Source organism: Cupriavidus sp. 291-E7 (assembly GCF_057798835.1).
This window is the reverse complement of sequence record NZ_JBYOJV010000015.1, coordinates 108,923-135,599: the sequence shown is the minus strand read 5'-3', so window position 1 is coordinate 135,599 and position 26,677 is coordinate 108,923. Positions and strand designations below refer to the sequence as shown.

The window sequence follows — 26,677 nt, the reverse complement described above, 5'->3', positions numbered from 1 at the left end:
CGACGCATGCGTCGCCTTTTCGTATTGCGTGACTGCGGGATCAGTCCTTCAGCAGACGCTCGCTGCGGAACAGGTCGGCGGGCAGTTCGCGCTCACGCACCAGGTGCACGGTGTCGCCGTCGACCATCACTTCGGCCGCGCGGCCGCGCGTGTTGTAGTTCGAGCTCATCACAAAGCCATACGCACCGGCCGACATCACGGCCAGCAGGTCGCCCGGCTGTACCGCCAGCGCGCGGTCACGGCCAAGCCAGTCGCCCGACTCGCAGACGGGACCCACCACGTCATAGGTCTCGGCGCTGTCGCCGCGCGGCACCACAGGTTCGATCCGGTGATAAGCCTCGTACATGGCGGGGCGCGCCAGATCATTCATCGCGGCATCGACTATGCAGAAGTTCTTGGCCGCGCCGGGCTTCAGGAATTCCACGCGCGTGAGCAGCACGCCGGCGTTGCCGACCAGCGAGCGGCCCGGTTCGAACAGCACTTCACGATGACCGTGTCCGCGAGCGGCCACGCGGTCGATCAGCGTCGTGGCGAAGCCGGTGATGTCCGGCGGCGTCTCGTCCGCATAGGTAATGCCCAGCCCGCCGCCAACGTCGATGTGCTCCAGCTTGATGCCCTCGGCCTCTAGCTGTTCCACCACGTCCAGCACCTTGTCGAGCGCTTCCAGATACGGCGCCACCTCGGTGATTTGCGAACCGATATGGCAATCGATGCCGATGACTTCGAGATGCGGCAGTGCTGCGGCGGCACGGTAGGTGGGCAGTACATCCTCGAAGGCGACGCCGAACTTGTTGCCCTTGAGGCCCGTGGAAATGTACGGATGGGTCTTGGCGTCGACGTCGGGGTTGATGCGCAGCGACACGCGCGCACGCTTGCCCAGGCGACCGGCCACGGCGTTCAGGCGATCCAGCTCGGGGATCGACTCGACGTTGAAGCCCCGCACATCGTGTTCCAGCGCCAGGGCCATATCGGGCTCGCTCTTGGCAACGCCCGAGAACACCACCTTGCGCGGGTCTCCGCCCGCGGCGATCACGCGCAGCAGTTCACCGCCCGAAACGATGTCGAAGCCGGCGCCCAGCTTGGCGAACACCTGCAGCACGGCCAGGTTGGAGTTGGCCTTCACCGCGTACTGCACATGCGCGTTGCGGCCTTTGCAGGCAGCCGCGTAGGCGTTGTACGCCGTAGTCAGCGCGGCGCGCGAATAGACGAAGGTCGGCGTGCCGAATTCCGCGGCGATGCTGGCCAGCGGTACTTGTTCGACGGTCAGGGCGCCGTTGTCGCGGCGATGGAAGAAATCAGTCATGTTCTGGCGTGCACTTAGCGTGCGGAGGGGGCGGAGCTGTTCTTTGCGGGTTCGGCGGGCACCGGTGCGGACGTGGCCGGCTCGCCCATCGGGCGGGCCGCGGGCGGCGTCGCACCGGGCTGGCCAAGGCCCGGATCGGCCACGGTGGGCGGCGTGGGCTCGGGCGGCACTCTGGGCATGTACAGCGGGCCACGAATGCCGCACCCGGCCAGGGGCAATGCAAGCAGGGCTGCAAACGCCGATACAATCGCACCACGACGCAGCATCGGGGAGTCTTTCATTGTTGGATGGCTTCCGGATGGCTGTGGAAAGCGCACGGCTTTCCCGTTTCCGATCAATTAGATGCCGGCTCGAAAGTCCCAGTTCGATGGGCTGCCGGCGGCCTTGGAGTGTAGCATGCCCCCCCTTAACGAGACCGAGTTCCTGGCACTGGCTGGCGCTGCCCTGGACAAGCTGGAAGCCGACATTGAGTCCGCCGCCGACGCGGCAGACGCCGATGTGGAAATCAACCGCACCGGCAATGTCATGGAGCTGGAATTCGAGGATGGCTCCAAGATCATCGTGAACAGTCAGGCGCCGATGCAGGAACTCTGGGTGGCGGCAAAGGCCGGTGGTTTCCATTTCCGCCACGATGGCGCCAAGTGGGTCGATACGCGCGGTGGCGGCGAGCTGTATGCGGCGCTGTCGGGCTACATGAGCCAGCAGGCGGGTACGACGCTGACGCTGAAGTAACGCGCCTGAAGTAACGCGCCTGAAGTAACGCGCCCATAGCGCCCATACTCTGGCATCGATAAAAAAACCGGCCTCGCGGCCGGTTTTTTGTTTGGCTGGAAGGACTCAGCGGGCGGTCAGGCTCCGCCGAACATTTCCAGAATCTTCTTCTTTTCCTGCTCGGTGTCCTGCGGCGGGCGCGAGCTTTCATCCGGCTTGCCCGGCCACGGATCGCCAAGTCCCACGGAAGCCACACCGGCGCCGGCCGCGTTTTCTTCGAGCGTCCAGTCGCCGGCCGCCATGACCACGCCTTCGGGCGGCTGGCGGTCCGGGCTTTCGGGTACGCCCTTGAGCGCCTTGCTCATGTAGCCGACCCAGATCGGCAGGGCCAGGCCGCCACCGGTCTCGCGCACACCCAGGCTCTTGGGCTGGTCATAGCCCATCCACGCGATGGCCACGAGCTTGGGCGTGTAGCCCGCAAACCAGGCATCCACCGCATCGTTGGTGGTACCGGTCTTGCCGGCCATGTCGTTGCGGCCCAGGCGCTGCTTGGCCGGGTTGGCCGTACCGCTGCGCACCACTTCGCGCAGCATGCTGTCCGCGATGAACGCGGTGCGCGCGTCGAGCACGCGCACGGCATCTTCGCCAGCCTTCTGCGGATGGGTCTCGGAAATGACCTTGCCGCGTGAATCTTCCACGCGCTGGATCAGGTACGGGTTCACGCGGTAACCGCCGTTGGCAAAGACCGAGTAGGCGCCAGCCATCTGCAGCGGCGTCACGCTGCCCGCGCCAAGCGCCATCGGCAGGTACGCGGGGTGCTTGTCTGCCTCGAAGCCGAAGCGCGTGATGTAGTCCTGGGCGTACTGCGTGCCGATCGCGCGCAGGATTCGCACGGACACCAGGTTCTTCGACTTGGCCAGCGCGCGGCGCATCGTCATCGGGCCTTCGAACTTGCCGTCGTAGTTCTTCGGTTCCCACACCTGTCCGCCCGTATCGGGGCCGATGGTCAGCGGTGCGTCGTTGATCACCGTGGCCGGCGAAAAGCCCTTCTCAAGCGCCGCCGTGTAGATGAACGGCTTGAAGCTCGAACCGGGCTGACGCCATGCCTGCGTGACGTGATTGAACTTGTTCCGGTTGAAGTCGAAGCCTCCCACCATCGAGCGGATCGACCCATCTTCGGGACTCAGCGAGACAAACGCGGCAGACACTTCGGGCAACTGCGTCACCGACCACGAGTTGTCCTTCGGGTCCTGCGTCACGCGGATGATCGCACCCGGACGGATCTTGACCTTCGGCTGCGCATTGGCCGATAGCGACGGCGCAATGAAACGCAGTGCCGTGCCTTCGATCGTAGCCACTTCGCCAGACAGCAGCGTTGCCTTGACCTGCTTGGCCGTGACGCTGGTCACCACGGCGGAGCGCAGGTCGTCGCTGCCCGGGTGCTCGACCAGTGCATCGTCAATGGCCTGCTCGCGCTCGGCCGAATCCGATGGCAGATCGATGAACGCCTCGGGGCCGCGGTAGCCGTGCTTGCGCTCGTAGGTCATGATGCCGCTGCGCACCGCTTCATAGGCGGCGTCCTGATCGGTCTTGTTCAGCGTGGTGTAGACCGTCAGGCCGCGCGTGTAGGTTTCCTCGCGATACTGCGCGTACATCAGCTGACGCACGATTTCGGCCACGTATTCGGCATGCGTGGAGAACTCGTTGCCCTCGCTGCGCACCTTCAGTTCTTCGCGCACCGCCTGGTCGTACTGCTCCGGCGTGATGTAGCGCAAATCGCGCATGCGCTGCAGGATGTACTCCTGGCGCACCTTGGCGCGGCGCGGATTGACCACGGGGTTGTACGCCGACGGCGCCTTGGGCAGGCCGGCCAGCATCGCGGCCTCGGCTGGCGTCACGTCCTTGATCGACTTGCCGAAGTACACGCGCGCCGCGCTGGCAAAACCATAGGCGCGCTGCCCCAGGTAGATCTGGTTCATGTACAGCTCAAGGATCTGGTCCTTGCTGAGGTTGGCCTCGATCTTGTAGGCCAGCAGCATCTCGTAGATCTTGCGCGTGTAGGTCTTCTCGCTGGACAGGAAGAAGTTGCGCGCCACCTGCATCGTGATCGTGGACGCGCCCTGCGACAGGCCGCCGCGCAGGTTCACCAGTCCGGCACGCAGCACGCCGACGAAGTCCACGCCGCCATGCTCATAGAAACGATCATCCTCGATGGCCAGCACGGCCTTCTTCATGACGTCGGGGATCTCGCTGATCGGCACGAAGTTGCGACGCTCTTCGCCAAACTCGCCGATCAATACGTTGTCGGCGGTATAGATGCGCAGCGGAATCTTCGGACGGTAGTCGGTGATCGTGTCGAGCGACGGCAGATTCGGCGCGGCCACGACCAACGCGTAGCCCACCAGCAGCGCCACGGCGACGCCACCGGCAGCAAGCAGCCCGAGTACCCAGAACATGATGCGCGCCCATAACGGACGGCGGACGGGAAGGGACGGCTTCTGTTGTGCTGTGGCCATAAGGGTTTACCTAACAAGAGTGCCCGGATTATATCGTCGGTACCTCGGCGCTCCGCCCAGGCAGTGCCGCCAAAGACGCTACGACGCTGTTACAAGATGTAATGCCGTTGAGATCTGACTGTCACGTGATGCAGGGCGCAAGTGTGACGCGGGTTTGCGGGCGTTGGACTCAGGGAGGTGTGCGCGTCAGGACGACTCGCGATAGATGGAGTGGCACGATCATGTCACGGCGATGCCACCCGATGGCAGGGTTGCAGACCGTCGGATTTTGACAACGGAATCGCGGAGTCCTTCCGAAAAAGAAAGCGTGGTCAAACCGGCACATTGCCAGCGCCTCCGGATTTTGTAAGAATCCACGAACATAAAAGAGCAAACGTTTCATCCAAGAAACTGGCTCGCACCATTAGAGCAGACATGCCGTGGGCGAGTTCAAATGTCAGGGGGTCAACCTTGCGACGGGGCATCTTGTCGGGTCTTCTGCGCCGGACTACGGTCGGCGTGGATATCGGTTCGTCCAGCGTCAAGGTCGTTGAACTGTCCGTTGGTGCGGGCAAGAACGACTACAGGCTGGAGAAGTGCGCCAGCGAACTGCTGGACCGCAACGCCGTTGCCGATGGCAACGTGGTCAACATCGAGGCCGTGGGTATCGCGCTCAAGCGCGCGCTCGGCAAGGCCGGCATACGTACCAAGGACGTTGTCCTGGGCGTGCCGTCCATGCTGACGGAATCCCAAACGGTCAGTCTGCCGGACAACCTGTCCGAAGACGAACTCTATTCGCAGGTCGAATCGGAGGCGCACCGCCTCTATCCGCCTTCACAGGCGGTGAACTTCGACTTCGCGGTGATTGGTCCCAGTGAAACGGAAGGCGGCATCGGCGTACGCGTCACGGCCGCCAACAGTGATCGTGTCCAGGAACGCGTGACGGCTGCCGAGATGGCGGGCCTGAAGCCGCAGGTCATGGACGTGGAAGAGTACGCCGTGCAACGGTCGGTGGTGCAGATGCTTGGCGTTCCCGCCGGGCTGACGGAAACCGATGCCAAGGACATGCCCGTCGTGGCAGTGGTCCATCTTGGTGGCAGCCGTTCCAAGGCAATCTTCTACCAGGGCTGGAAGGAACTCTACGAGCAACCGCTCAACAGCTACGGTGATCAGCTCACGCAGAGCGCGGCGCGCATGTTCACGCTCGACGCGCTCAAGGCCGAAATCAAGAAGCGCAAGAACACGCTTCCTGAGGCCTGGCGCGCGCAGCTGCTCAAGCCGTCGCTCGAGGCGTTGGCAATGGAGGTGCAGGGCGCCATCGGCAATTTCATTGCCAGCTCCAGCCTCGGCCGCGTCGACGAGATCCTGCTTTCCGGCGGGCACGCATCGCTGCTTGGCGTACAGGCGGCGATCCAGCAACAGACGCAGATCACGACCACGCTGGCCAATCCCTTCGCAAACATGACGACCGCAGGCAAGGTCAACGAGCGCTATCTTCAGCGTGACCTGCCCGCCTACATCGTCAGTGCGGGACTGGCGCTGCGCGGCCTGCAATAAGCCACCGGGGGGACACGCATGTCCGCGACGACGAATTCCATTCCGTCGGTCAACCTGCTGCCGTATCACGAGGCGCGCAAGGCAACCCGGCGCAAGAAGGTCTACAGCATGCTGGGTGGTGCCGCGGGTGCGGGAGCGCTCGTGGTGCTGATCGGCGGCTTCTACATCGATTCCCAGATCGATGAAACGACCGTACTCAACCAGACGCTGGTGGCCGAGAACTCCCGCATGGACGGGCAGATCAAGGAAGTCAACACGCTCAAGAAGGATATCGAGGCGCTGCTGGATCGCCAGCGCGCGATCGAGAGCCTGCAGGCGCAGCGCAACCTGCCAGTGCAACTGCTGGAAGAGCTGGTGCGCCAGGTGCCCGAGGGTGTCTACCTGACGGGCCTCAAGCAGACAGGAGACGACTTCGTCATGACTGGCGTGGCCCAGTCCAACGAACGCGTGTCCGAGCTGCTGCGCAACATCGGTCAGGTGCAATGGCTGGATCGTGCCGAGCTTGTGGAATCGAAGGCAATCATGATGACCAACAACCTGCGCGAGCAGCGCCGGCTGTTTGATTTCTCGATGCGCTTTTCGTACCGCGCGCCGGAACAGCCGGGCGACAAGAAGAAGGGCGGCGCCTCGGGTGCGGCAGCCAAGCCGGCGGGAGGCAAGGTCTGATCATGGCACTGAATTCCGATATCTCGCTGCAGGACCTGACCGCGCAATTCCGCGGGCTGAACCTGAACGAACCCGAAACCTGGCCCGCCGCGCCGCGTGTGCTGTTCTCTGTCCTGGCCGCCGTGATCGTGCTGGTTCTGGGCTGGCAGTTCTACTGGAGCGACAAGAGCAGCGAGCTTGAGCGCAAGCATGCGGAACACGAGCAGCTCAAGCAGCAGTTCAGGTCGAAGGTGACGCAGGTGGCCAATCTCGAAGAGCTGCGCAAGCAGAAGGTCGAGGTGGAAAAGCGCGTGGCTCTGGCCGAACGGCAACTGCCGAACAGCACGGAAATGGACGCGCTGCTGGCGGACGTCAACCACGCCGGCGTTGCACGCGGTTTGCAGTTCGAGTTGTTCAAGCCGCAGGCCGCAGTCATCAAGCCGTACTTTGCCGAAATCCCGGTCAATCTGAAGGTCACCGGCCGCTATCACGACGTTGCGTTGTTCAACGCGGACGTGGCGGCCCTGTCGCGGATCGTTTCGATGCGTAACCTGAACATGACCGTCGCCAAGGACGGCACGCTGTCGATGGAAGCGGTAGCGATGGCATACCGCGCGCTGGACCCGGACGAGCAGGCCGCACAGCGCAGGGCTGCCGCGGACGCCGCCGCCAAGAACAAGAACGGAGGCGCCAAGTGAGCCGCCTGATCCGACGTCCACCACCAGTCGCTCTGCACACGATCGCCGCCGCTGCGCTCGCCGTAGTGGTGCTTGCCGGCTGCGGCCAGAGCGACGACGCCGGCCTGCAGCAGTGGATGGCGCAGACGCGCGCCGCCAAGGCGCCGCCGCCCGAACCGTTGCCCGAGGTCAAGCCATACACGCCGCGTGAATATGGCGGGCGCACTTCGCCGGAGCCGTTTGCGCAGACCAAGATTGGCGAGCTGAACAAGACGATGTCTGAGTCGCCGGAGGCCGGCCGGCGACACGAGCCGCTTGAAGACTATCCGCTGGAGAACTTCAAGATGCTTGGGATGCTGAAGAAAAACGGCGAGACCTACGGTGTCGTACGCGTAGATAACAAGATCCATCACGTCAAGGTGGGTCAGTATCTCGGCCAGAGCTATGGCCGGGTGGTCCGCATCAACGATCAAGAGATCGTGTTGCGCGAATTGGTTCGGGAAGGGGTCTCAGATTGGAAAGAGAAAATGACCAGCCTGAAGCTGGAGGCATCCGCATGATCACGGCACGTTGGGTCCGGGCGCTTGCGGGCGCTTCAGCTATGGCGCTTGTGCTGGCCTCTCCGGCCGCGCTTGCACAGAACAACCAGCTCAAGCAGGTGGAGGCCAACGTCGTTGGCGAGCAGACCGTTTTCACGGTCGACCTGCAGAGCCCGCTGGCCCAGAAGCCGGTGGACTTCACGACGCAGAACCCTGCAAAGATCGCGATCGATTTCTTCGATACGGGATTTGCGGCGGGCCGCGCGCAGTATGACTACGCGGGCAAGCTGCTCAAGAGCGCCAACGTGATGCAGATCGGGGACCGCACCCGCGTGGTGCTGAACCTGGCCCGCTCGGCTACGTACCGCACGGAAATGCGTGGCACGCAGTTCGTGGTGCTGATGGACAACGTGGCGCAGACGGCCGCGGCGACCGTGCCGACGTTCGCACCGGCAGCACCGGCGATGCAGCCGGTGGCTGCAAACCGCACGCTGATCCGCAATATCGACTTCCGCCGCGGCACCGATGGTGCCGGCCGCGTGGTGGTGGATCTGTCGTCGCGCGATTCGGGGATCAACATCCAGCAGCAGGGCCAGAACCTGGTGGTGGACTTCCTCGGCACCGGGCTGCCAACGGATCTGCGCCGCCGCTTCGACGTGACCGACTTCGGTACGCCGGTGCAGGCCATGCGTGCCACCGACGCCAATGGCACCGCACGTCTGACGATCGAGCCGCGTGGTAACTGGGAATACAGCTCGTATCAGACTGACAACCAGTTCGTGGTGGAAGTGCGCCAGGTCAAGGACGATCCGAACAAGCTGATCGCGGGCCAGGGGTATCGCGGCGAGCGTCTGTCGCTGAACTTCCAGAACATCGACATCCGGTCCCTGCTGCAGGTTTTCGCGGATTTCACGAACCTGAACATCATCACGAGCGACACGGTGCAGGGCAACCTGACGCTGCGTCTCAAGGATGTGCCGTGGGATCAGGCGCTGCAGATCGTGCTGGATTCGAAGGGCCTGGCATCGCGCCGCAATGGCAACGTGCTGTGGGTGGCGCCCAAGGCCGAGCTGGCAACGAAGGAAAAGCTCGAGCTGGAAGCGCAGCAGCAGATCAACGAGCTTGAGCCGATTCGCAGCCAGGTGTTCCAGCTGAACTACCAGCGTGCCGAAGACGTGCGACGCATGCTGCTGGGCCTGGCCGCCGGCGGCGGTGCGGGTGCCGCAGCCGCGGCTCCGGTTGGGGGCGCCGGTGGTGCGGCAGGTGGCGCGACGCGCATGCTGTCCAAGCGTGGCTCGCTGACGGCCGATCCGCGTACCAACCAGCTGTTCGTGTCCGATATCGGTTCCAAGCTTGAGGAAGTGCAGATCTTCCTGCAGAAGATCGACATCCCGGTACGGCAGGTGGTGATCGAGGCGCGCATCGTCGAGGCCAGCGATACGTTCAGCCGCAATCTCGGTGTGAAGCTCGGCTTTGCCTCACGCCGTTCGGGCGCCGCCTACGGCAATACGTACGAGAACGTGGCCTCGCCGTTCACCAAGGATGCGGAATGGACCACGAGCCCGGCCGTCAGCCTGCCGGCAGCGGCCATCAACGGTACCAACCCGGCGTCCGTGGCTTTCAGTATCTTCAATACGGCGGCTGGCCGATTCCTTGACCTGGAACTGTCCGCGCTGGAAGCGGATGGCAAGGGCAAGATCATCTCCAGCCCGCGCGTGGTGACGGCCAACAACATCAAGGCGCTGATCGAGCAGGGTACCGAACTGCCGTACCAGTCGGCCACGTCCAGCGGCGCCACGTCGGTGCAGTTCCGCAAGGCGAACCTGAAGCTCGAAGTGACGCCGCAGATCACGCCGGAAGGGAATGTGCTGCTGGATGTCGACGTGAACAAGGACAGCGTCGGTATCCAGACCGTCAACGGCTTTGCGATCGATACCAAACACGTGCAGACGCAGGTGCTGGTGGAAAACGGCGGTACGGTGGTGATCGGCGGTATCTACAGCCAGGACGAGAGCAACAACTACAGCAAGGTGCCGTTCCTGGCCGAGATCCCGGTGCTGGGATACCTGTTCCGGAACAACGCGAAGGTCAATAACCGGACCGAGCTGCTGGTGTTCCTGACGCCACGTATCCTGAATGACAGCGTATCGCTGAAATAAGGCGCAATAACGCTGGATTAGTGCTGAGATCAGTCTGAAAACGTGGCTTCCGGGTGCAGTCGGTGGCCCGGATGCAGTAGACTGGCAGGCCGCGTCGTATCTGACGCGGCCTTTTTCTTTTTGGCGGCATCGTTGGCGGTACCGACGGCCAGCCGGGACCGGACCGCAATGGTGCACAATGGCGTATGCAGCACGCCAGCGAGGCGGCCCGGACGCCGTGCCAATGCCCCGAGCCTTATCGTGCAAGACAGTCCAGTGACAGCCAATCGCCCGAATCTTTTCTTTGTTGGCCTGATGGGCGCCGGCAAGACCACCGTCGGCCGTTCGGTGGCCCGGCGCCTGAATTACCCGTTCTTCGACTCCGATCACGAGCTCGAAGCGCGTTGCGGCGTGAAGATCCCGGTGATTTTCGAGCACGAGGGCGAGGATGGGTTCCGGGACCGCGAAGCGCAGATGATTGCCGAACTCACCGGACAAACCGGCATCGTGCTGGCCACCGGCGGTGGCGCGGTGCTCCGCGAGGCCAACCGCGCGGCGCTGAAAGCCAACGGGACGGTGGTCTACCTGCGAGCCAGTCCGCACGACCTGTGGCTGCGCACGCGCCATGACCGCAACCGCCCGCTTCTGCAAACCGAGGATCCGAAGGGCCGGCTGGAGGCGTTGTACGCCCAGCGGGACCCCCTCTATCGCGAAGTGGCGGATTTCATTATCGAAACCGGCAAGCCGACTGTGGCGCAGCTTGCTAATATGGTTCTCATGCAACTTGAAATGGCCGGCTTCACGTTTCCATCCGTGGACCCCGTGCCCGACACCCATGTGGTGACGGGGCAGCCGGCGCAGGACACCCATTCATGATCACGCTGGAAGTCGACCTCGGGGAGCGTAGCTACCCGATCCATATCGGCGGCGGCCTGCTGGACCGCGCCGACCTGCTGCAGCCGCATGTGCGCGGCCAGCATGCCGTCATCGTCACCAACGAGACGGTGGGCCCGCTCTATGCGGCCCGCGTCGAGGCGGTGCTGGCCGGCCTGGGCAAGACCGTGCGAACGGTGGTGCTGCCCGATGGCGAACGCTTCAAGCAGTGGGAAACGCTGAACCTGATCTTCGACGCGCTGCTCAAGGCAGGCGCCGACCGCAAGACCACGCTGATCGCGCTGGGCGGCGGGGTCGTGGGCGATATGACCGGGTTCGCGGCGGCTTGCTACATGCGCGGCGTTCCGTTCGTCCAGATGCCGACCACGTTGCTGTCGCAGGTGGATTCGTCGGTGGGCGGCAAGACCGGCATCAACCATCCGCTCGGCAAGAACATGATCGGCGCATTCCACCAGCCGAACGCGGTGATTGCCGATATCGACACGCTGCGCACCCTGCCGCCGCGCGAGCTGGCGGCCGGGTTGGCCGAGGTCATCAAGCACGGCGCGATTGCCGATGCCGGTTACTTCGGCTGGATCGAGGACAACATCACCGCGCTCAATGCCTGCGACACGGATCTCATGGCCGAGGCCGTGCGCCGCTCGTGCGAGATCAAGGCCGCTGTCGTGGCCCAGGACGAGCGCGAAGGCGGCCTGCGCGCGATCCTGAATTTCGGCCATACGTTCGGCCACGCAATCGAGGCCGGCATGGGTTACGGCGAATGGCTTCATGGCGAGGCCGTGGGCTGCGGCATGGTGATGGCGGCGGACTTGTCGCACCGCCTGGGCTTCATCGACACCGAGACCCGCGCACGTATCCGCACACTGACGCAGGCGGCGATGCTGCCCGTGGTGGCGCCGGATCTCGGCGTCGACCGCTATGTTGAACTGATGAAGGTGGACAAGAAGGCCGAGGCAGGCAGCATCAAATTCATCCTGCTGCGCAAGCTTGGCGAGGCGTTCATTACCACCGTACCGGACCCGGATCTGTGTGACACGTTGCGCCACGCAGTCTTGAAACCTCCTGCAGAGGCACCGGTCGCCTGAGCGCCTGGTTATGCCTTGCAACCCTGAACCAGCCACGGATTAACGGATTGCCCGCATGACCAACTCGCCAGTGACCGACCTCGACGCCCATCTTGCCCCTTACGCCGCGCGTTCCGCGAAGACGCGCGGGCGTGTGCATGCCGAGCCGGCATCGTCATCGCGCAGCGAATTCCAGCGCGACCGGGATCGCGTCATCCACAGTACGGCATTCCGCCGGCTCGAATACAAGACGCAGGTCTTCGTCAACCATGAGGGCGATCTGTTCCGCACGCGGCTGACGCACAGCCTGGAAGTGGCGCAGATTGCCCGCTCCATCGCGCGCAACCTGCGGCTCAACGAGGACCTTGTCGAGGCGATTTCACTGGCGCACGACCTCGGCCACACGCCGTTTGGCCATGCCGGCCAGGACGCGCTGAACGGCTGCATGAAGAACCACGGCGGCTTTGAGCACAACCTGCAAAGCCTGCTTGTGGTGGATGAGCTGGAAGAGCGCTATGGCGGCTTCAACGGATTGAATCTGACGTTCGAAACGCGCGAAGGCATCCTCAAGCATTGCTCGCGCGTCAATGCGGCGGCGCTTGGCGAGCTGGGCCGGCGTTTCCTGGAGGGCAGCCAGCCGTCGCTGGAAGCCCAGCTGGCCAACTTGGCCGACGAGATCGCGTACAACAATCACGACATCGACGACGGCCTGCGCTCGGGTCTGCTGACGCTGGAGCAGCTCGATGAAGTGCCGATGTGGGGGCGTCATCGCGCCGAGGTCGTGGCGGCCTTTCCCGGCATCAATGGGCGTCGGGCGATCAACGAGACCGTCCGGCGCATGATCAATACGCTGATCGTCGACCTGATCGAGACCACGGCACGCAATATCTCCGCGGCCCACCCGAAATCGATCAACGATGTGCGCGCTGCCGGGCCGCTGGTTTCGTTCAGCCCGAAGATCCACGAAGAAGCGGCCACATTGAAGCGTTTTCTGTTCCGGCACCTGTACCGGCACTACCTGGTCATGCGCATGTCGGCCAAGGCGCAGCGCATCATCTCGGATCTGTTCAATGCCTTCATGCAGGATTCGCGTCTGCTGCCGCCCCAATACCAGGCCGGTCACGGCGCCGATCAGCCGCGCCTGATTGCGCACTACATCGCGGGCATGACGGACCGTTACGCCATTCGCGAGCACAGGCGCATCTTCGCCGTCAGCGAGAGCAACTCGCTCGGCTGATAAAAACGGGGACAGATCAAGCTATCATGCGGGCATCTTCCATGAGGGATGCCCAATGGCCCGCCTTCCCCGATTCTCTCCAGCCGGCCTGCCGGCAATGGTGTTGCAGCGCGGCAACAATCGCCAACCCGTGTTTCTGGGCACCGAGGACTATGTTTATTACCTCGATTGCCTGCGCATGGCCGCGCGCGAGCATGAGGTTGCAATCCATGCCTATGCACTGCGGCCCAACCATATCCACCTGGTTGCGACCCCCAAGGGCGCCGATTCGCTGAGTCTGACGATGCAGGCGGTGGGGCGTCGTTACGCTCGTCACTTCAACCGCGTGGCCGACCGCACCGGCACCCTCTGGGAAGGCCGTTTTCGGTCGGCTGTCGTCGAGCCGGAGACCTGGCTGTTGCCGGCCATGCTCTATGTCGAAGGGAATGCCATGCGGGCCGGCGACGCCATGACGCCAGAGGCTGACCGCTGGAACAGCTACCGGCACCACGCCGGTATTGAAGCAAGCCCGATTGTGAGCGATCACTCCACGTACTGGGATCTTGGCAATACGCCGTTCGAGCGCCAATCGAACTACCGGGCGCTCACCGCGGAAGGTCTGTCGGGCCGGACGCTGGCCACGCTCCAGAAACATGCGCATAGCGGTTGGCCGCTCGGCAGCGAAGGCTTCCTCGCGCAGCTTGAGCGCCATGCAACGCGGCGGGTTCAGCCACTTCCGAAAGGTCGACCGCGCAAGTCGACTATTTCGGAAGAAGAAGGCGCAGACGTGGAACACGAGGTCAGCCATGATTGAAATGCACCATAAACGTGCATTTGTGGCGCAAATCTAATGTGTCCCCATTTAAAATGCGACCAGGGGCGGTGCAATATTTAATGTGTTCTGACCCCATTTAATAATTTTGCGGCGTCTGGACGATTCTCTTATAGTTGCTCCACCCACAGTCATTGTGCGGCGCGTCACGCTCGTGTACGCCGCTGCGGTTCCACTGTCCACCAAAGCCCATCCGAAGAGATAGAGGCGCCCCGCGACAGTCATCCCGTTCGGTCTGCCTTGCTGGCTGCGCAGCCTTCACCGGAATTCAGCCCGTGGACCACTCGCAACAACCTTCCGACCTCGCCGCCCGCCCGCAGGCCCAGGGCCTGTACGACCCGACCAATGAGCACGACGCCTGTGGCGTCGGCATGGTCGCGCATATCAAGGGCAAGAAATCCCACGAGATCATTTCGCAGGGTCTGAAGATCCTTGAGAACCTGGACCACCGGGGCGCAGTTGGCGCGGATGCGCTGATGGGCGACGGGGCCGGCATCCTGATCCAGATCCCGGACCAGTTCTATCGCGAAGAGATGGCCAAGCAGGGCGTGACGCTGCCGCCCGCTGGCGAATACGGCGTCGGCATGATTTTCCTGCCGAAGGAACACGCCTCGCGCCTGGCCTGCGAGCAGGAGCTCGAGCGTACCGTGCGCCTGGAAGGCCAGGTCGTGCTGGGCTGGCGCGACGTGCCGGTGGACTGCAACATGCCGATGTCCCCGACCGTGCGCAAGACCGAGCCGGTCATCCGCCAGATCTTCATCGGCCGCGGCCGTGACATCATGACCACGGACGCGCTGGAGCGTAAGCTCTACGTGATCCGCAAGACGGCCAGCCACGCCATCCAGGCGCTCAAGCTCAAGCACGGCAAGGAGTATTTCGTGCCGTCAATGTCGGCCCGTACCGTCGTGTACAAGGGCCTGCTGCTGGCCAACCAGGTGGGCGAGTACTACCTGGACCTGCTGGACTCGCGCGCCGTGTCGGCCCTGGCACTGGTGCACCAGCGCTTCTCGACCAACACGTTCCCGGCCTGGGAACTGGCCCACCCGTACCGCATGGTCGCCCACAACGGCGAAATCAACACGGTCAAGGGCAACGTGAACTGGGTGAACGCACGTACCGGCGCGATCTCGTCGCCGGTGCTGGGTGAAGACCTGCCCAAGCTCTGGCCGCTGATTTATCCGGGCCAGTCGGATACGGCATCGTTCGACAACTGCCTCGAACTGCTGACGATGGCAGGCTACCCGCTCGTCCACGCGATGATGATGATGATCCCGGAAGCCTGGGAACAGCACACGCTGATGGACGACAACCGTCGCGCCTTCTACGAATACCACGCCGCGATGATGGAGCCGTGGGACGGCCCCGCCGCCATCTGCTTCACCGACGGCCGCCAGATCGGCGCCACGCTGGACCGTAACGGTCTGCGTCCGGCCCGTTTCTACGTCACCGAGGACGATTTCGTCGTGCTGGCTTCGGAAGCCGGTGTGCTGCCGTTCCCGGAATCGCGCATCGTCAACAAGTGGCGCCTGCAGCCGGGCAAGATGTTCCTGATCGACATGGAGCAGGGCCGCATCATCGACGACAAGGAACTCAAGGACAACCTGGCCAACGCCAAGCCGTACAAGAGCTGGATCGACGCCGTGCGCATCAAGCTCGACGAGCTCGATGCCAAGCCGGAAGACGTGGCTGCCGAGAAGAAGCCGGTGTCGCCGCTGCTGGACCGTCAGCAGGCGTTCGGCTACTCGCAGGAGGACGTCAAGTTCCTGATGGCGCCGATGGCGCTGGCCGGCGAGGAAGCCACCGGCTCGATGGGTAACGACTCGCCGCTGGCCGTGCTGTCGTCGAAGAACAAGACGCTGTACCACTACTTCCGCCAGCTGTTCGCCCAGGTGACCAACCCGCCGATCGACCCGATCCGCGAGAACATGGTCATGTCGCTGGTGTCGTTCATAGGCCCGAAGCCGAACCTGCTGGAACTGAACAACATCAACCCGCCGATGCGTCTTGAAGTGTCCCAGCCCGTGCTGGACTTCAAGGACATCGCGAAGATCCGCAACATCGAGCACTACACCGGCGGCAAGTTCCGTTCCTATGAACTGAACATCTGCTACCCGGTGGCGTGGGGCAAGGAAGGCATCGAAGCCCGCCTGGCATCGCTGTGCGCGGAAGCCGTGGACGCCGTGCGTTCGGGCTACAACATCCTGATCGTGTCGGACCGCCGTGTCGACGACACGCAGGTTGCCATCCCGGCCTTGCTGGCGACGTCGGCCATCCATCATCACCTGGTGGAAAAGGGCCTGCGCACCTCCACCGGCCTGGTCGTGGAAACCGGTTCGGCCCGTGAAGTCCATCACTTCGCGCTGCTGGCCGGCTACGGTGCCGAAGCCGTGCACCCGTACCTGGCGATGGAAACGCTTGCCGATATGGCCTCGGGCCTGTCGGGCGACCTGTCGCCCGAAAAGGCGGTCAAGAACTTCGTCAAGGCAATCGGCAAGGGCCTGTTCAAGGTGATGTCGAAGATGGGCATCTCCACGTACATGTCGTACACGGGCGCTCAGATCTTCGAAGCCATCGGCCTGTCGCGCGAGCTGGTGCAGAAGTACTTCCACGGCACGCCGTCGAATGTGGAAGGCATCGGCATCTTCGAGGTGGCTGAAGAAGCGCTGCGCCTGCACACCGATGCATTCGGCGACAACCCTGTGCTGAGCAACATGCTCGACGCCGGTGGCGAGTACGCATTCCGTATCCGCGGCGAAGAACACATGTGGACGCCGGACTCGATCGCCAAGCTGCAGCACTCGGTGCGCGCCGATGATGGCCGCGGCCAGTACCAGACGTACAAGGAATACGCGAACATCATCAACGACCAGAGCCGCCGTCACATGACGCTGCGCGGCCTGTTCGAGTTCAAGGTCGATCCGGCCCGCGCCATCCCGCTGGACGAAGTGGAATCGGCCAAGGACATCGTCAAGCGTTTTGCCACCGGCGCGATGTCGCTGGGTTCGATCTCGACCGAAGCCCACGCTACGCTGGCCGTGGCGATGAACCGCATCGGCGGCAAGTCGAACACCGGCGAAGGCGGCGAGGACGAGAAGCGCTATCGCAACGAACTGCGCGGCATCCCCATCAAGCAGGGCGATTCGCTCAAGAGCATCCTGGGCGATCACGTGGTGGAGAAGGACCTGGAGCTGAAGGCCGGCGACTCGCTGCGCTCGAAGATCAAGCAGGTGGCGTCGGGCCGTTTCGGTGTGACCGCCGAATACCTGGCATCGGCTGACCAGATCCAGATCAAGATGGCGCAGGGCGCCAAGCCGGGCGAAGGCGGCCAGCTGCCGGGTCACAAGGTGTCCGACTACATCGGCAAGCTCCGTTACTCGGTGCCGGGCGTGGGCCTGATCTCGCCGCCGCCGCACCACGACATCTATTCGATCGAGGATCTGGCACAGCTGATCCACGATCTGAAGAACGTGAACCCTGCGTCGGATATCTCGGTGAAGCTCGTGTCCGAAGTGGGCGTAGGTACCGTGGCTGCCGGCGTTGCCAAGGCCAAGGCCGATCACGTGGTGATCGCCGGTCATGACGGCGGCACCGGCGCATCGCCGTGGTCCTCGATCAAGTACGCAGGTTCGCCGTGGGAACTGGGCCTGGCCGAAACGCAGCAGACGCTGATGCTGAACGGCCTGCGCAACCGTATCCGCGTGCAGGCTGACGGCCAGATGAAGACCGGCCGCGACGTGGTGATCGGCGCGCTGCTGGGCGCCGACGAGTTCGGCTTTGCCACGGCACCGCTGGTGGCCGAGGGCTGCATCATGATGCGCAAGTGCCACCTGAACACCTGCCCGGTGGGCGTGGCCACGCAGGATCCGGCGCTGCGCAAGAAATTCCAGGGCAAGCCCGAGCACGTGGTGAACTTCTTCTTCTTCGTCGCGGAAGAAGCACGCGAGATCATGGCTCAGCTGGGTATCCGCACGTTCGACGAACTGATCGGCCGTGCCGACCTGCTCGACATTCGCGCTGGCATCGAACACTGGAAGGCACGTGGCCTGGACTTCAGCCGCATCTTCTTCCAGGCGCCGATCCCGGCTGACGTGCCGCGCTTCCACACCGACGTGCAGGATCACGGCCTGTCGGTGGAGTCCGGCAAGGCACTGGATCACACGCTGATCGCCAAGGCCCGTCCGGCCATCGACAAGGGTGAGCGCGTGAGCTTCATCCAGCCGGTCAAGAACGTGAACCGCACCGTGGGCGCGATGCTCTCCGGCGTGGTGGCTAAGCAGTACGGCCATGAGGGCCTGCCCGACGACACGATCCACATCCAGTTCCAGGGCACGGCCGGCCAGTCGTTCGCCGCGTTCCTGGCGCATGGCATCACGATGGATCTGGTGGGCGACGCCAACGACTATGTGGGCAAGGGGCTGTCCGGTGGCCGCGTGATCGTGCGCGCGCCGCACGAATTCCGTGGCGACCCGACCCGCAACATCATCGTCGGCAACACCGTCTTGTACGGCGCGCTGGCTGGCGAGGCATTCTTCAACGGCGTGGGTGGCGAGCGTTTCGCGGTGCGTAACTCGGGCGCCACGGCCGTGGTGGAAGGCACCGGCGACCACGGTTGCGAATACATGACCGGCGGTACCGTGGTCGTGCTGGGCGGCACGGGCCGCAATTTCGCAGCCGGCATGTCGGGTGGCGTGGCTTACGTCTACGACGAGGACGGCCTGTTCGACAAGCGCTGCAACACGTCGATGGTGGCGCTGGAAGCGGTGCTCGCCTCGGCTGACCAGCAGAAGGGCCAGCCGGAATCGCAATGGCACAAGTTCAATGGCCGCCGCCAGCTGGACGAAGTGATCCTGCGCGACCTGATCGAGCAGCACTTCCGCTACACCGGTTCGGAGCGCGCCAAGGCGCTGCTGGCCGACTGGACCACGGCTCGCCGCAAGTTCGTCAAGGTCTTCCCGACCGAGTACAAGCGCGCACTGGGCGAAATGTTCGAAAAGGAACAGGCTGCCCGCGACAGCGATCGCGAAGCGGTAGCCGCCTGACCGGCAGCCACACGACGAGGCGCCGTGGCAGCAGCCGCGGCGCCGACAAGATACTGACCCCACGCGAGGCCGGCCCGGCCGCCTCGCGCCAAGCAAGACCAAGGATGCAACATGGGTAAGGCGACTGGCTTTCTCGAATTTCCGCGCCAGAACGAAGGCTACGAACCCGTAGTCAAGCGCGTGAAGCACTACAAGGAATTCGTGTTCGCGCTGTCCGACAGCGAAGCGAAGATCCAGGGTGCACGCTGCATGGACTGCGGTATCCCGTTCTGCAACAACGGCTGCCCGGTCAACAACATCATTCCCGACTTCAACGACCTGGTGTATCGCCAGGACTGGAAGTCGGCGATTGAAGTGCTGCACCAGACCAACAACTTCCCCGAGTTCACGGGCCGCATCTGCCCGGCGCCGTGCGAGGCCGCCTGCACGCTGGGCATCACCGAGCTGCCGGTGGGCATCAAGTCGATCGAGCACGCGATCATCGACAAGGCCTGGGAAGAGGGCTGGGTTGCTCCGCAGGTGCCGAAGCACAAGACCGGCAAGACCGTGGCCGTGGTTGGCTCGGGCCCGGCCGGTATGGCCGCGGCGCAGCAACTGGCACGCGCTGGCCATGACGTGACGGTGTTCGAAAAGAACGACCGCATCGGCGGCCTGCTGCGCTATGGCATCCCCGACTTCAAGATGGAGAAGGACCTGATCGACCGCCGCATCGAGCAGATGCAGGCCGAAGGCGTGACCTTCCGTGCGGGCGTGATGGTGACCGACGGCGCGCTGCCGGCCGGCATCAAGAACTACGCACGCGAAACGATCTCCGCGCAGGCGCTGATGGACCAGTTCGACGCCGTGGTGCTGGCGGGCGGCTCGGAAGTGCCGCGCGACCTGCCGGTGCCGGGCCGTGATCTGGCCGGCGTGCACTACGCGCTCGAATTCCTGATTCCGCAGAACAAGGAAGTGGCTGGCGACGGCATCAACGACATCCGTGCCGAAGGCAAGCACGTGATCGTGATTGGCGGCGGCGATACGGGTTCGGATTGCGTGGGCACGTCGAACCGCCACGGCGCCGAATCGGTCACGCAGTTCGAACTGCTGCCGCAACCGCCGGACGAAGAAAACAAGCCGCTGGTGTGGCCGTACTGGCCGATCAAGCTGCGCACGTCGTCGTCGCATGACGAAGGCTGCTCGCGCGACTGGTCGGTTGCCACCAAGGAACTGGTCGGCGAGAACGGCAAGGTCACGGCGCTGAAGGCCTGCCGCGTGGAGTGGAAGGACGGCAAGATGCAGGAAGTGCCGGGCAGCGAGTTCGTGCTGAAGGCTGACCTGGTGCTGCTGGCGATGGGCTTCACGAATCCGGTCGGCTCGATGCTCGAAGCGTTTGGCGTGGACACCGACGCTCGCAAGAACGCCAAGGCGTCGACCGAAGGCGACCGCGCCTACTTCACGAACGTGCCGAAGGTATTTGCCGCCGGCGACGTGCGCCGTGGCCAGTCGCTGGTGGTCTGGGCCATCCGCGAAGGCCGCCAGGCCGCGCGCTCGGTGGACACGTTCCTGATGGGACATTCGGAACTGCCGCGCTAAGCTGCGCCCGCCGTTAGAACTAAAAACCCCGGTTGCTCGACGCACCGGGGTTTTTTGTTTATGGGGCCTGGACCCGCAGCCGGCACCCCATCAACACCGCGTCATTCCCATACGTTGCCAGCTTGTTGGCGTGGATTTCCGCCGCCTCCGGCGCGTACCCAAGCCTGCGCCAGTACACATCGGCCGACTGCACGGCAATCAGCCGCGATGTTCGCAGTCCGGCCTTCATCGCTTCGTCACGCGCTGCACCGTAGAGTCTGGAAGCCAGTCCCGCGCCGCGTCCGGCTGGCGCCACGGCCATGTCGTGGATGAACCACGTCAGCGGCTCGGTATCGGACCAGTCTCGCGCAAGCCGTCCGTTCCACGGCGGCAGCGACGTCTCGGGCCACGCATGGGTGAACAGGTACGCGGCCAGTTGTTGGCCGCGCAATGCCGCGACCCAGCAGGTGTCGGGAGACAGGGCGAGGCGGCTGGCCAGGGCCTCGGGAGATTCCAGCAGCGTTTCGCCGTAGCACTGCGCCTGGACGGCGAGGACGGCGGGAAGGTCGGCGGCCAGCATGGGTCGCAGGACGAATTCAGGCATCGGTCGATTATACGAGCGCTCACATCCGGGTCCTCCCGGAGAGCGTTTACGTGGTCTGTGCCGTGTCGGGCTATGTCCTTACAATCAATTCAAACTAGATAAGAAGAGACTGCCTCGAAATCCTTTCAGCCGATATGGTGCCGCAGCGGTGGGGTGCGGCCCGGAGGAAATTGATGCCCGAAGTACGCAAATGCATGCGGCTTTGGCGAGGTATAGCGAAGTTGCCAATACTCGCTGCCAGATGGTTGTCGTGCGCGGTCGCCGTTACGTATTGTGCGGCGACGGCCCTTGCTCAACCTCCCGCTGTGGCTCAGCTTGCCAGCATCCCGCCGGCCTCCCGCGCGGAGATTCCGAGCCGCCAGGTCTCGTTCCCGGCGCGCCCTCTGCGGTTGATCGTGCCGTTCCCGGCCGGCAGCGTGGCCGACGCCGTGGCGCGCCTGCTTGCGGAGCGCCTGGCTGTGCGGCTTGGCACGTCAGTCGAGGTGGACAATCGCCCTGGGGCGTCAGGCACCACGGCGGGCGATCTTGTCGCCAAGGCCAGTTCCGACGGCCATACGCTGCTGTTCCATCAGGCCAACATGCTGATCCAGCCTGGGCTGGAGCCGGTGCCCTATGACGTCATGCGCGACTTCACGCCCGTGGTGCGCGTGGCCGCCACACCCTTGTTCCTGGTTATCGATGGACATCTGCCGATGACCACGCTCCAGCAGTGGGTGACGGCGGTGCGGTCGAGCCCGGCGTCCTACAGCTATGGCTATGGCCAGCCCGGCAGTCCGTCGCACCTCTATGCCGAGTTTGCGGTGCGCGGCATGCCAAACAGCGTGCCGCTGGTGGTGGCCAAGGGTGAAAACGCCGTGGTGCAGGAAATGTTGGCGGGCCGCGTCAGCGCGTGCTTCTGCTCCTGGACCGCCGTGCAGACCCATGTGCGCTCTGGTGCACTGAAAATCCTTGCTGTGACCGGATCGGTGCGCTCGCCGCTGACTCCTCAGGTGCCCACGCTGCAGGAGGCCGGCATGGATGGCTATGCGGCGCTGGCCTGGTACGGCGTGATGGCCCCGGCCAAAACCCCGCGTGCGATCGTCGCGCGATTGGCCACCGAGCTGGACAATGTGACCAATGAGCGGGAAGTTCGCGCTCAATTGATGGCGGCGGGCCTCACGCCCGTGCGGGACTCGCCCGAGGCATTTGCCACGGCCATCCGCTCGGAATCGGTTCAGTGGCAGGTCATCCTGCGCCAGGCGGGCCCTCGCGCGGAGCCTTGAACAAAGCACGGCGCGGCGCCGTTGTCGCGCTAGCGTCACACCCATGTCACCGATTGTTGTCGCCTGTGCAATGGTGAGATCACCACACGGCACGGCGACCGATAGGTAGTAGCCCTTATAATGGCGCCCTGTCCTAACCCGGTGACAACGTGACCGCTACCGTGCCGAACTCGTCTGGCCCGGCCTTTACAGGCCCGAATGTCGTCGAACTCGCGGATGTAGATTTTGCATACGCGGCGGGCGACAAGCCTATCCTTTCCGGCCTTTCCATGCGTTTTCCGCGCGGGAAGGTGGTGGCCGTCATGGGCGGTTCGGGCTGCGGCAAGACTACCGTGATGCGTCTGATCGGTGGCATGGTGCGCCCGCAGAGCGGCAGGGTCACATTCAATGACGCCGACATCGATAGCCTGGACCGGGACGCCCTGTACGCGGTGCGCCGCCAGATGGGCATGCTGTTCCAGTTCGGCGCGCTGTTTACCGACCTGTCAGTATTCGACAACGTCGCGTTCCCACTGCGCGAACACACCGACCTGCCGGATTCGATGATCCGCGACCTGGTGCTGATGAAGCTCAACGCAGTGGGCCTGCGCGGTGCGCGCGACCTGATGCCGGCGCAGATCTCGGGCGGCATGGCCCGGCGCGTGGCGCTGGCGCGGGCCATTGCGCTGGACCCGGCGCTGCTGATGTACGACGAGCCGTTCGCGGGCCTGGACCCGATCTCGCTCGGACTCACCGCCAACCTGATCCGCGACCTCAACGACGCGCTTGGCGCCAGCACCATCATCGTCTCGCACGACGTGCAGGAGACGTTCCAGATCGCCGATTACGTGTATTTCATCGCCAACGGCAAGATTGCCGCCGAGGGGGCGCCGGACGAGCTGCGCGCGTCGAGCGATCCGTTCGTACATCAGTTCGTGCATGCCGAGGCCGATGGCCCGGTGCCATTCCACTACAACGGCCCGACGCTGGCCGATGATTTCCTGGCCGGAGGCTCGCGTTGACCGGCTTCTTCATCACCATCGGCGCCGCGGTGCGCCAGTTCGTGGGCGGCCTGGGCCGTGCCACGCGCATGTTCTTCACGCTGCTGGCGCTGTCGCCGGCGCTGCTGCGGCGCTTCCGCCTGATCTCTGACCAGGTCTTCTTCGTCGGCAACCTGTCTCTGGTCATCATCGCCGTGTCGGGCCTGTTCGTGGGCTTCGTGCTGGGCCTGCAGGGTTACTACACGCTGAACCGCTATGGATCGGAGCAGGCGCTGGGGCTGCTGGTGGCGCTTTCGCTGGTGCGTGAGCTGGGGCCGGTGGTGTCCGCGCTGCTGTTCGCGGGCCGCGCCGGTACGTCGCTTACCGCCGAGATCGGCCTGATGAAGGCCGGCGAGCAGCTGACTGCGATGGAAATGATGGCCGTCAACCCGTTGCAGCGCGTGATTGCGCCACGATTCTGGGCCGGTGTCATCGCCATGCCGATCCTGGCTGCGATCTTTAGTGCGGTTGGCATCCTGGGTGGCTACCTGGTGGGCGTGCAGATGATCGGCGTGGATGCCGGCGCTTTCTGGTCCCAGATGCAGGGCGGCGTCGATGTGCGCGCCGACGTGCTGAACGGTGTGATCAAGAGCTTTATTTTTGGCATTGCGGTGACGTTTATCGCGTTGTACCAGGGATTCGAGGCGAATCCGACGCCTGAAGGCGTATCGCGCGCCACCACACGAACCGTGGTGATGGCCTCGCTGGCCGTGCTCGGACTGGATTTCCTGCTGACCGCGCTGATGTTCAGCTGACAAGCATTCGACAAGAGACTCGCATGAAGAAAAATTCGCTCGACTACTGGGTGGGGTTGTTCGTGGTGGTGGGCTTTGCGGCCCTGCTGTTCCTGGCATTGAAGGCCGGCAACATGAGCAGCTTTTCGTTCCAGGACACCTACGCCGTGACCGCGCAGTTCGACAATATCGGCGGGCTGAAGCCACGCGCGCCGGTGAAGAGTGCCGGCGTGGTGGTGGGCCGCGTGGCCGCCATCAATTTCGATGACAAGCAGTACCTGGCCACGGTGACGCTGAACCTGGAAAAGCGCTATGAGTTTCCGCGCGACACGTCGGCCAAGATCCTGACGTCCGGCCTGCTCGGCGAGCAGTACATCGGCCTGGAAGCGGGCGGGGACGACAAGATGCTGGCGCAGGGCAGCAAGATCACGATGACGCAATCCGCCGTGGTGCTGGAAAACCTGATTGGTCAGTTCCTCTACAACAAGGCCGCCGATTCGGGTGCTGGCGGCGGCAGCGGTTCGTCGGCGTCCCTGGCACCTTCCACGTCTTCTTCGTCGAATTCGTCCAGTTCGGGCGCGGCAGCATTGCCAGCCGCGCCTGGGATGGGCGGCAGCAAATGAGTACTCTTCAACGCCTGACCGCGGCAACACTGGCCGCGTTCGCCCTGGCCGGCTGTGCCACAGGACCCAACGCCAACCCGGCCGATCCGCTGGAACCGTTCAACCGCGGTGTCTCCACGTTCAATGACAACCTCGACAAGTACGCGCTGAAGCCGGTTGCCGAGACGTACCAGGACTACATTCCGTCTCCGGTGCGTACGGCGGTGGGCAACTTCTTCTCGAACGTCAGCGACATCTACTCGGCGGCCAATAACCTGCTGCAGGGCAAGCCGACGCGTGCGGCGGAAGACACGATGCGCGTGGCCATCAACAGCGTGCTCGGCATCGGCGGCCTGATCGACATCGCCACGCCGGCCGGCCTGCCCAAGTACAAGGAAGACTTCGGCCAGACTATGGGCGTGTGGGGCGTGCCGTCAGGCCCGTACCTGGTGCTGCCGCTGTTCGGGCCGAGCAGCGTGCGCGACGCCTCGGGCATGGTGGTGGACCGGTTCATGGACCCGACTACCTATATTTCACCGTTTTACGCCAGCCTTTCGGTGTCGACGGTACGGGTAGTCGACGGCCGGTCTCAATTGCTTGGTGCCACGAGCCTGATCGAGGCTGCCGCACTGGACAAGTACGCGTTCCTGCGCGATTCGTACATGCAGCGCCGCCAGTACCTGATCTATGACGGCAATCCGCCGTCGCAGGATGATGAAGACCAGCCTCAGCCGGAAAAGGCACCGGAGCAGAAGCAGGATGGTGGTGAAGCGGCACCCTCGGAAAAGAAGACCGACTGAAGCCGGTCAGCCGAGTCAGGACAACGGATCACGGGGCCTGTGAGCGCCCTGTGACCCCTGAAACAAAGTGTTTGAAAGTGGCGTTTAGGGCATGTTTGTGTTCCATGTTCCGCCGATGCCTGTGTTTCAATGATTCCCGACGGCGGCGCATTCCAGCGCCCTGTTGGAGGGGCCGATCCTGCCGATATAAAGACAGATCGATATAACGACAGACGCCGCCCCGAATAGAAAGGACAATCCCACATGATCAAGCGACTGCTGCTCCCGTTTCTGACCGTTTTCGCATTTGCCGGCGCTGGCGCCGCGCATGCCCAGCAGGCCGACGCCTCCACGCCGGATGGCCTGGTCAAGGCCGTCGTGACCGACGTGATGTCCACCGTGCAGAGCGATAAGGACATGCAGGGCGGCAATATCGGCAAGATCACGCAACTGGTCGAGCAGAAGATCCTGCCTCACGCCAACTTCGCCCGCACCACGCAGATCGCTATGGGCCGCAACTGGTCCAAGGCGACGCCCGAGCAGCAAAAGGTGATTACCGACGAGTTCAAGACGCTGCTGATCCGCACGTACGCCGGCGCCATCGCCCAGATCCGCGACCAGAAGGTGCAGTTCCGTCCGTACCGCGGCACGGCGGATGACACGGATGCCACGATCCGCACCCAGGTCATCAACAAGGGCGAGCCGATCCAGATGGATTACCGCCTGGAAAAGACGCCCGAGGGCTGGAGGGTCTATGACATCAACGTGCTGGGCGCCTGGCTGACCGAAGCCTACAAGGGCAGCTTCAACACCATCGCCAACCAGCAGGGCGTCGACGGCGTCATCAAGACGCTGCAGGACCGCAACCGCCAGCTGGCCAACGCCAAGAACTGACCGGCCGGCCCGGACGATTCTGGTTGCGCCGCAGCACGGCGCGCCTGATCTGGTCTACAATGGCCACTCGCTCCCGCCTTCGGGCGGGAGCTTCCGTTTTCAACGACACGACTCCACGC

22 protein-coding genes are annotated in these 26,677 nt (G+C 63.8%); 18 read left to right on the top strand and 4 right to left on the bottom strand.

Annotated features, from left to right (window positions below; all coding sequences use genetic code 11):
* Window positions 1–40: 40 nt before the first annotated feature.
* Both lysA and lptM read right to left on the bottom strand, forming a co-directional pair.
* Window positions 41–1,303 carry a diaminopimelate decarboxylase gene (gene lysA / locus AC3FLX_RS24165; RefSeq protein ID WP_488699855.1) on the bottom strand — a complete coding sequence of 421 codons (1,263 nt, stop codon included), beginning with the start codon at window positions 1,301–1,303 and terminating at the stop codon, window positions 41–43.
* A 14-nt stretch (window positions 1,304–1,317) separates the two neighbouring features.
* Entirely contained in the window at window positions 1,318–1,584 is a 267-nt protein-coding gene (lptM, locus tag AC3FLX_RS24160; RefSeq protein ID WP_488699854.1) for an LPS translocon maturation chaperone LptM, read from the bottom strand.
* Between the two features lie 115 nt (window positions 1,585–1,699).
* On the opposite strand from lptM, the gene cyaY reads away from it, so the two are divergent.
* Window positions 1,700–2,035, top strand: coding sequence for an iron donor protein CyaY (gene cyaY / locus AC3FLX_RS24155; RefSeq protein ID WP_488699853.1), 336 nt, complete (start codon window positions 1,700–1,702; stop codon window positions 2,033–2,035).
* 116 nt (window positions 2,036–2,151) lie between these two features.
* Here the strand turns inward: cyaY and AC3FLX_RS24150 are convergent, their stop codons facing one another.
* Window positions 2,152–4,530, bottom strand: coding sequence for a penicillin-binding protein 1A (locus tag AC3FLX_RS24150; RefSeq protein WP_488699852.1), 2,379 nt, complete (start codon window positions 4,528–4,530; stop codon window positions 2,152–2,154).
* 465 nt (window positions 4,531–4,995) lie between these two features.
* Between AC3FLX_RS24150 and pilM the strand changes: the two genes are divergently transcribed.
* The 11 genes from pilM (at window position 4,996) to AC3FLX_RS24095 (ending at window position 20,685) form a co-directional block, all read left to right on the top strand.
* Complete coding sequence (pilM, locus tag AC3FLX_RS24145; protein WP_488699851.1) at window positions 4,996–6,066, top strand: type IV pilus assembly protein PilM; 1,071 nt, start codon at window positions 4,996–4,998, stop codon at window positions 6,064–6,066.
* 18 nt (window positions 6,067–6,084) lie between these two features.
* On the top strand, window positions 6,085–6,732 hold the full coding sequence (locus AC3FLX_RS24140) for a PilN domain-containing protein (protein ID WP_488699850.1): 648 nt from the start codon (window positions 6,085–6,087) through the stop codon (window positions 6,730–6,732).
* Between the two features lie 2 nt (window positions 6,733–6,734).
* Complete coding sequence (locus tag AC3FLX_RS24135) at window positions 6,735–7,409, top strand: type IV pilus inner membrane component PilO (RefSeq protein WP_488699849.1); 675 nt, start codon at window positions 6,735–6,737, stop codon at window positions 7,407–7,409.
* Window positions 7,406–7,948 carry a pilus assembly protein PilP gene (locus tag AC3FLX_RS24130; RefSeq protein WP_488699848.1) on the top strand — a complete coding sequence of 181 codons (543 nt, stop codon included), beginning with the start codon at window positions 7,406–7,408 and terminating at the stop codon, window positions 7,946–7,948. The genes AC3FLX_RS24135 and AC3FLX_RS24130 overlap by 4 nt, the downstream gene beginning before the upstream one ends.
* A complete protein-coding gene (locus AC3FLX_RS24125) occupies window positions 7,945–10,086 on the top strand; it encodes a type IV pilus secretin PilQ (protein WP_488699847.1) in 2,142 nt (713 codons plus the stop codon). The genes AC3FLX_RS24130 and AC3FLX_RS24125 overlap by 4 nt, the downstream gene beginning before the upstream one ends.
* Window positions 10,087–10,341: 255 nt before the next feature.
* Complete coding sequence (locus tag AC3FLX_RS24120) at window positions 10,342–10,941, top strand: shikimate kinase (protein WP_488699892.1); 600 nt, start codon at window positions 10,342–10,344, stop codon at window positions 10,939–10,941.
* Entirely contained in the window at window positions 10,938–12,044 is a 1,107-nt protein-coding gene (gene aroB, locus AC3FLX_RS24115) for a 3-dehydroquinate synthase (protein ID WP_488699846.1), read from the top strand. Before AC3FLX_RS24120 ends, aroB begins: the two co-directional genes overlap by 4 nt.
* Before the next feature lie 55 nt (window positions 12,045–12,099).
* A complete protein-coding gene (locus tag AC3FLX_RS24110; protein ID WP_488699845.1) occupies window positions 12,100–13,260 on the top strand; it encodes a deoxyguanosinetriphosphate triphosphohydrolase in 1,161 nt (386 codons plus the stop codon).
* A 55-nt stretch (window positions 13,261–13,315) separates the two neighbouring features.
* A complete protein-coding gene (locus AC3FLX_RS24105) occupies window positions 13,316–14,053 on the top strand; it encodes a transposase (protein ID WP_488699843.1) in 738 nt (245 codons plus the stop codon).
* Window positions 14,054–14,442: 389 nt separating this feature from the next.
* Complete coding sequence (locus AC3FLX_RS24100) at window positions 14,443–19,110, top strand: glutamate synthase-related protein (RefSeq protein WP_488699890.1); 4,668 nt, start codon at window positions 14,443–14,445, stop codon at window positions 19,108–19,110.
* A gap of 111 nt (window positions 19,111–19,221) precedes the next feature.
* On the top strand, window positions 19,222–20,685 hold the full coding sequence (locus AC3FLX_RS24095; RefSeq protein WP_488699842.1) for a glutamate synthase subunit beta: 1,464 nt from the start codon (window positions 19,222–19,224) through the stop codon (window positions 20,683–20,685).
* Between the two features lie 58 nt (window positions 20,686–20,743).
* Here the strand turns inward: AC3FLX_RS24095 and AC3FLX_RS24090 are convergent, their stop codons facing one another.
* Window positions 20,744–21,268, bottom strand: a complete 525-nt coding sequence (locus tag AC3FLX_RS24090) for a GNAT family N-acetyltransferase (RefSeq protein WP_488699841.1) — start codon at window positions 21,266–21,268, stop codon at window positions 20,744–20,746.
* A 173-nt stretch (window positions 21,269–21,441) separates the two neighbouring features.
* Here AC3FLX_RS24090 and AC3FLX_RS24085 point away from each other — a divergent pair, with 173 nt between their 5' ends.
* The 6 genes from AC3FLX_RS24085 (at window position 21,442) to AC3FLX_RS24060 (ending at window position 26,558) form a co-directional block, all read left to right on the top strand.
* A complete protein-coding gene (locus AC3FLX_RS24085; protein ID WP_488699840.1) occupies window positions 21,442–22,530 on the top strand; it encodes a tripartite tricarboxylate transporter substrate binding protein in 1,089 nt (362 codons plus the stop codon).
* Window positions 22,531–22,679: 149 nt separating this feature from the next.
* Window positions 22,680–23,531: an ABC transporter ATP-binding protein gene (locus AC3FLX_RS24080; RefSeq protein WP_488699839.1), complete on the top strand. Its 852-nt coding sequence runs from the start codon at window positions 22,680–22,682 to the stop codon at window positions 23,529–23,531.
* Complete coding sequence (gene mlaE / locus AC3FLX_RS24075) at window positions 23,528–24,304, top strand: lipid asymmetry maintenance ABC transporter permease subunit MlaE (RefSeq protein ID WP_488699838.1); 777 nt, start codon at window positions 23,528–23,530, stop codon at window positions 24,302–24,304. The genes AC3FLX_RS24080 and mlaE overlap by 4 nt, the downstream gene beginning before the upstream one ends.
* A gap of 23 nt (window positions 24,305–24,327) precedes the next feature.
* The gene (mlaD, locus tag AC3FLX_RS24070; protein ID WP_488699837.1) at window positions 24,328–24,906 is read left to right on the top strand and encodes an outer membrane lipid asymmetry maintenance protein MlaD; all 579 of its coding nucleotides are present in this window, start codon (window positions 24,328–24,330) and stop codon (window positions 24,904–24,906) included.
* A complete protein-coding gene (locus AC3FLX_RS24065; RefSeq protein ID WP_488699836.1) occupies window positions 24,903–25,685 on the top strand; it encodes an MlaA family lipoprotein in 783 nt (260 codons plus the stop codon). Before mlaD ends, AC3FLX_RS24065 begins: the two co-directional genes overlap by 4 nt.
* Window positions 25,686–25,928: 243 nt before the next feature.
* Window positions 25,929–26,558, top strand: a complete 630-nt coding sequence (locus AC3FLX_RS24060; protein ID WP_488699835.1) for an MlaC/ttg2D family ABC transporter substrate-binding protein — start codon at window positions 25,929–25,931, stop codon at window positions 26,556–26,558.
* Window positions 26,559–26,677 lie beyond the last annotated feature (119 nt).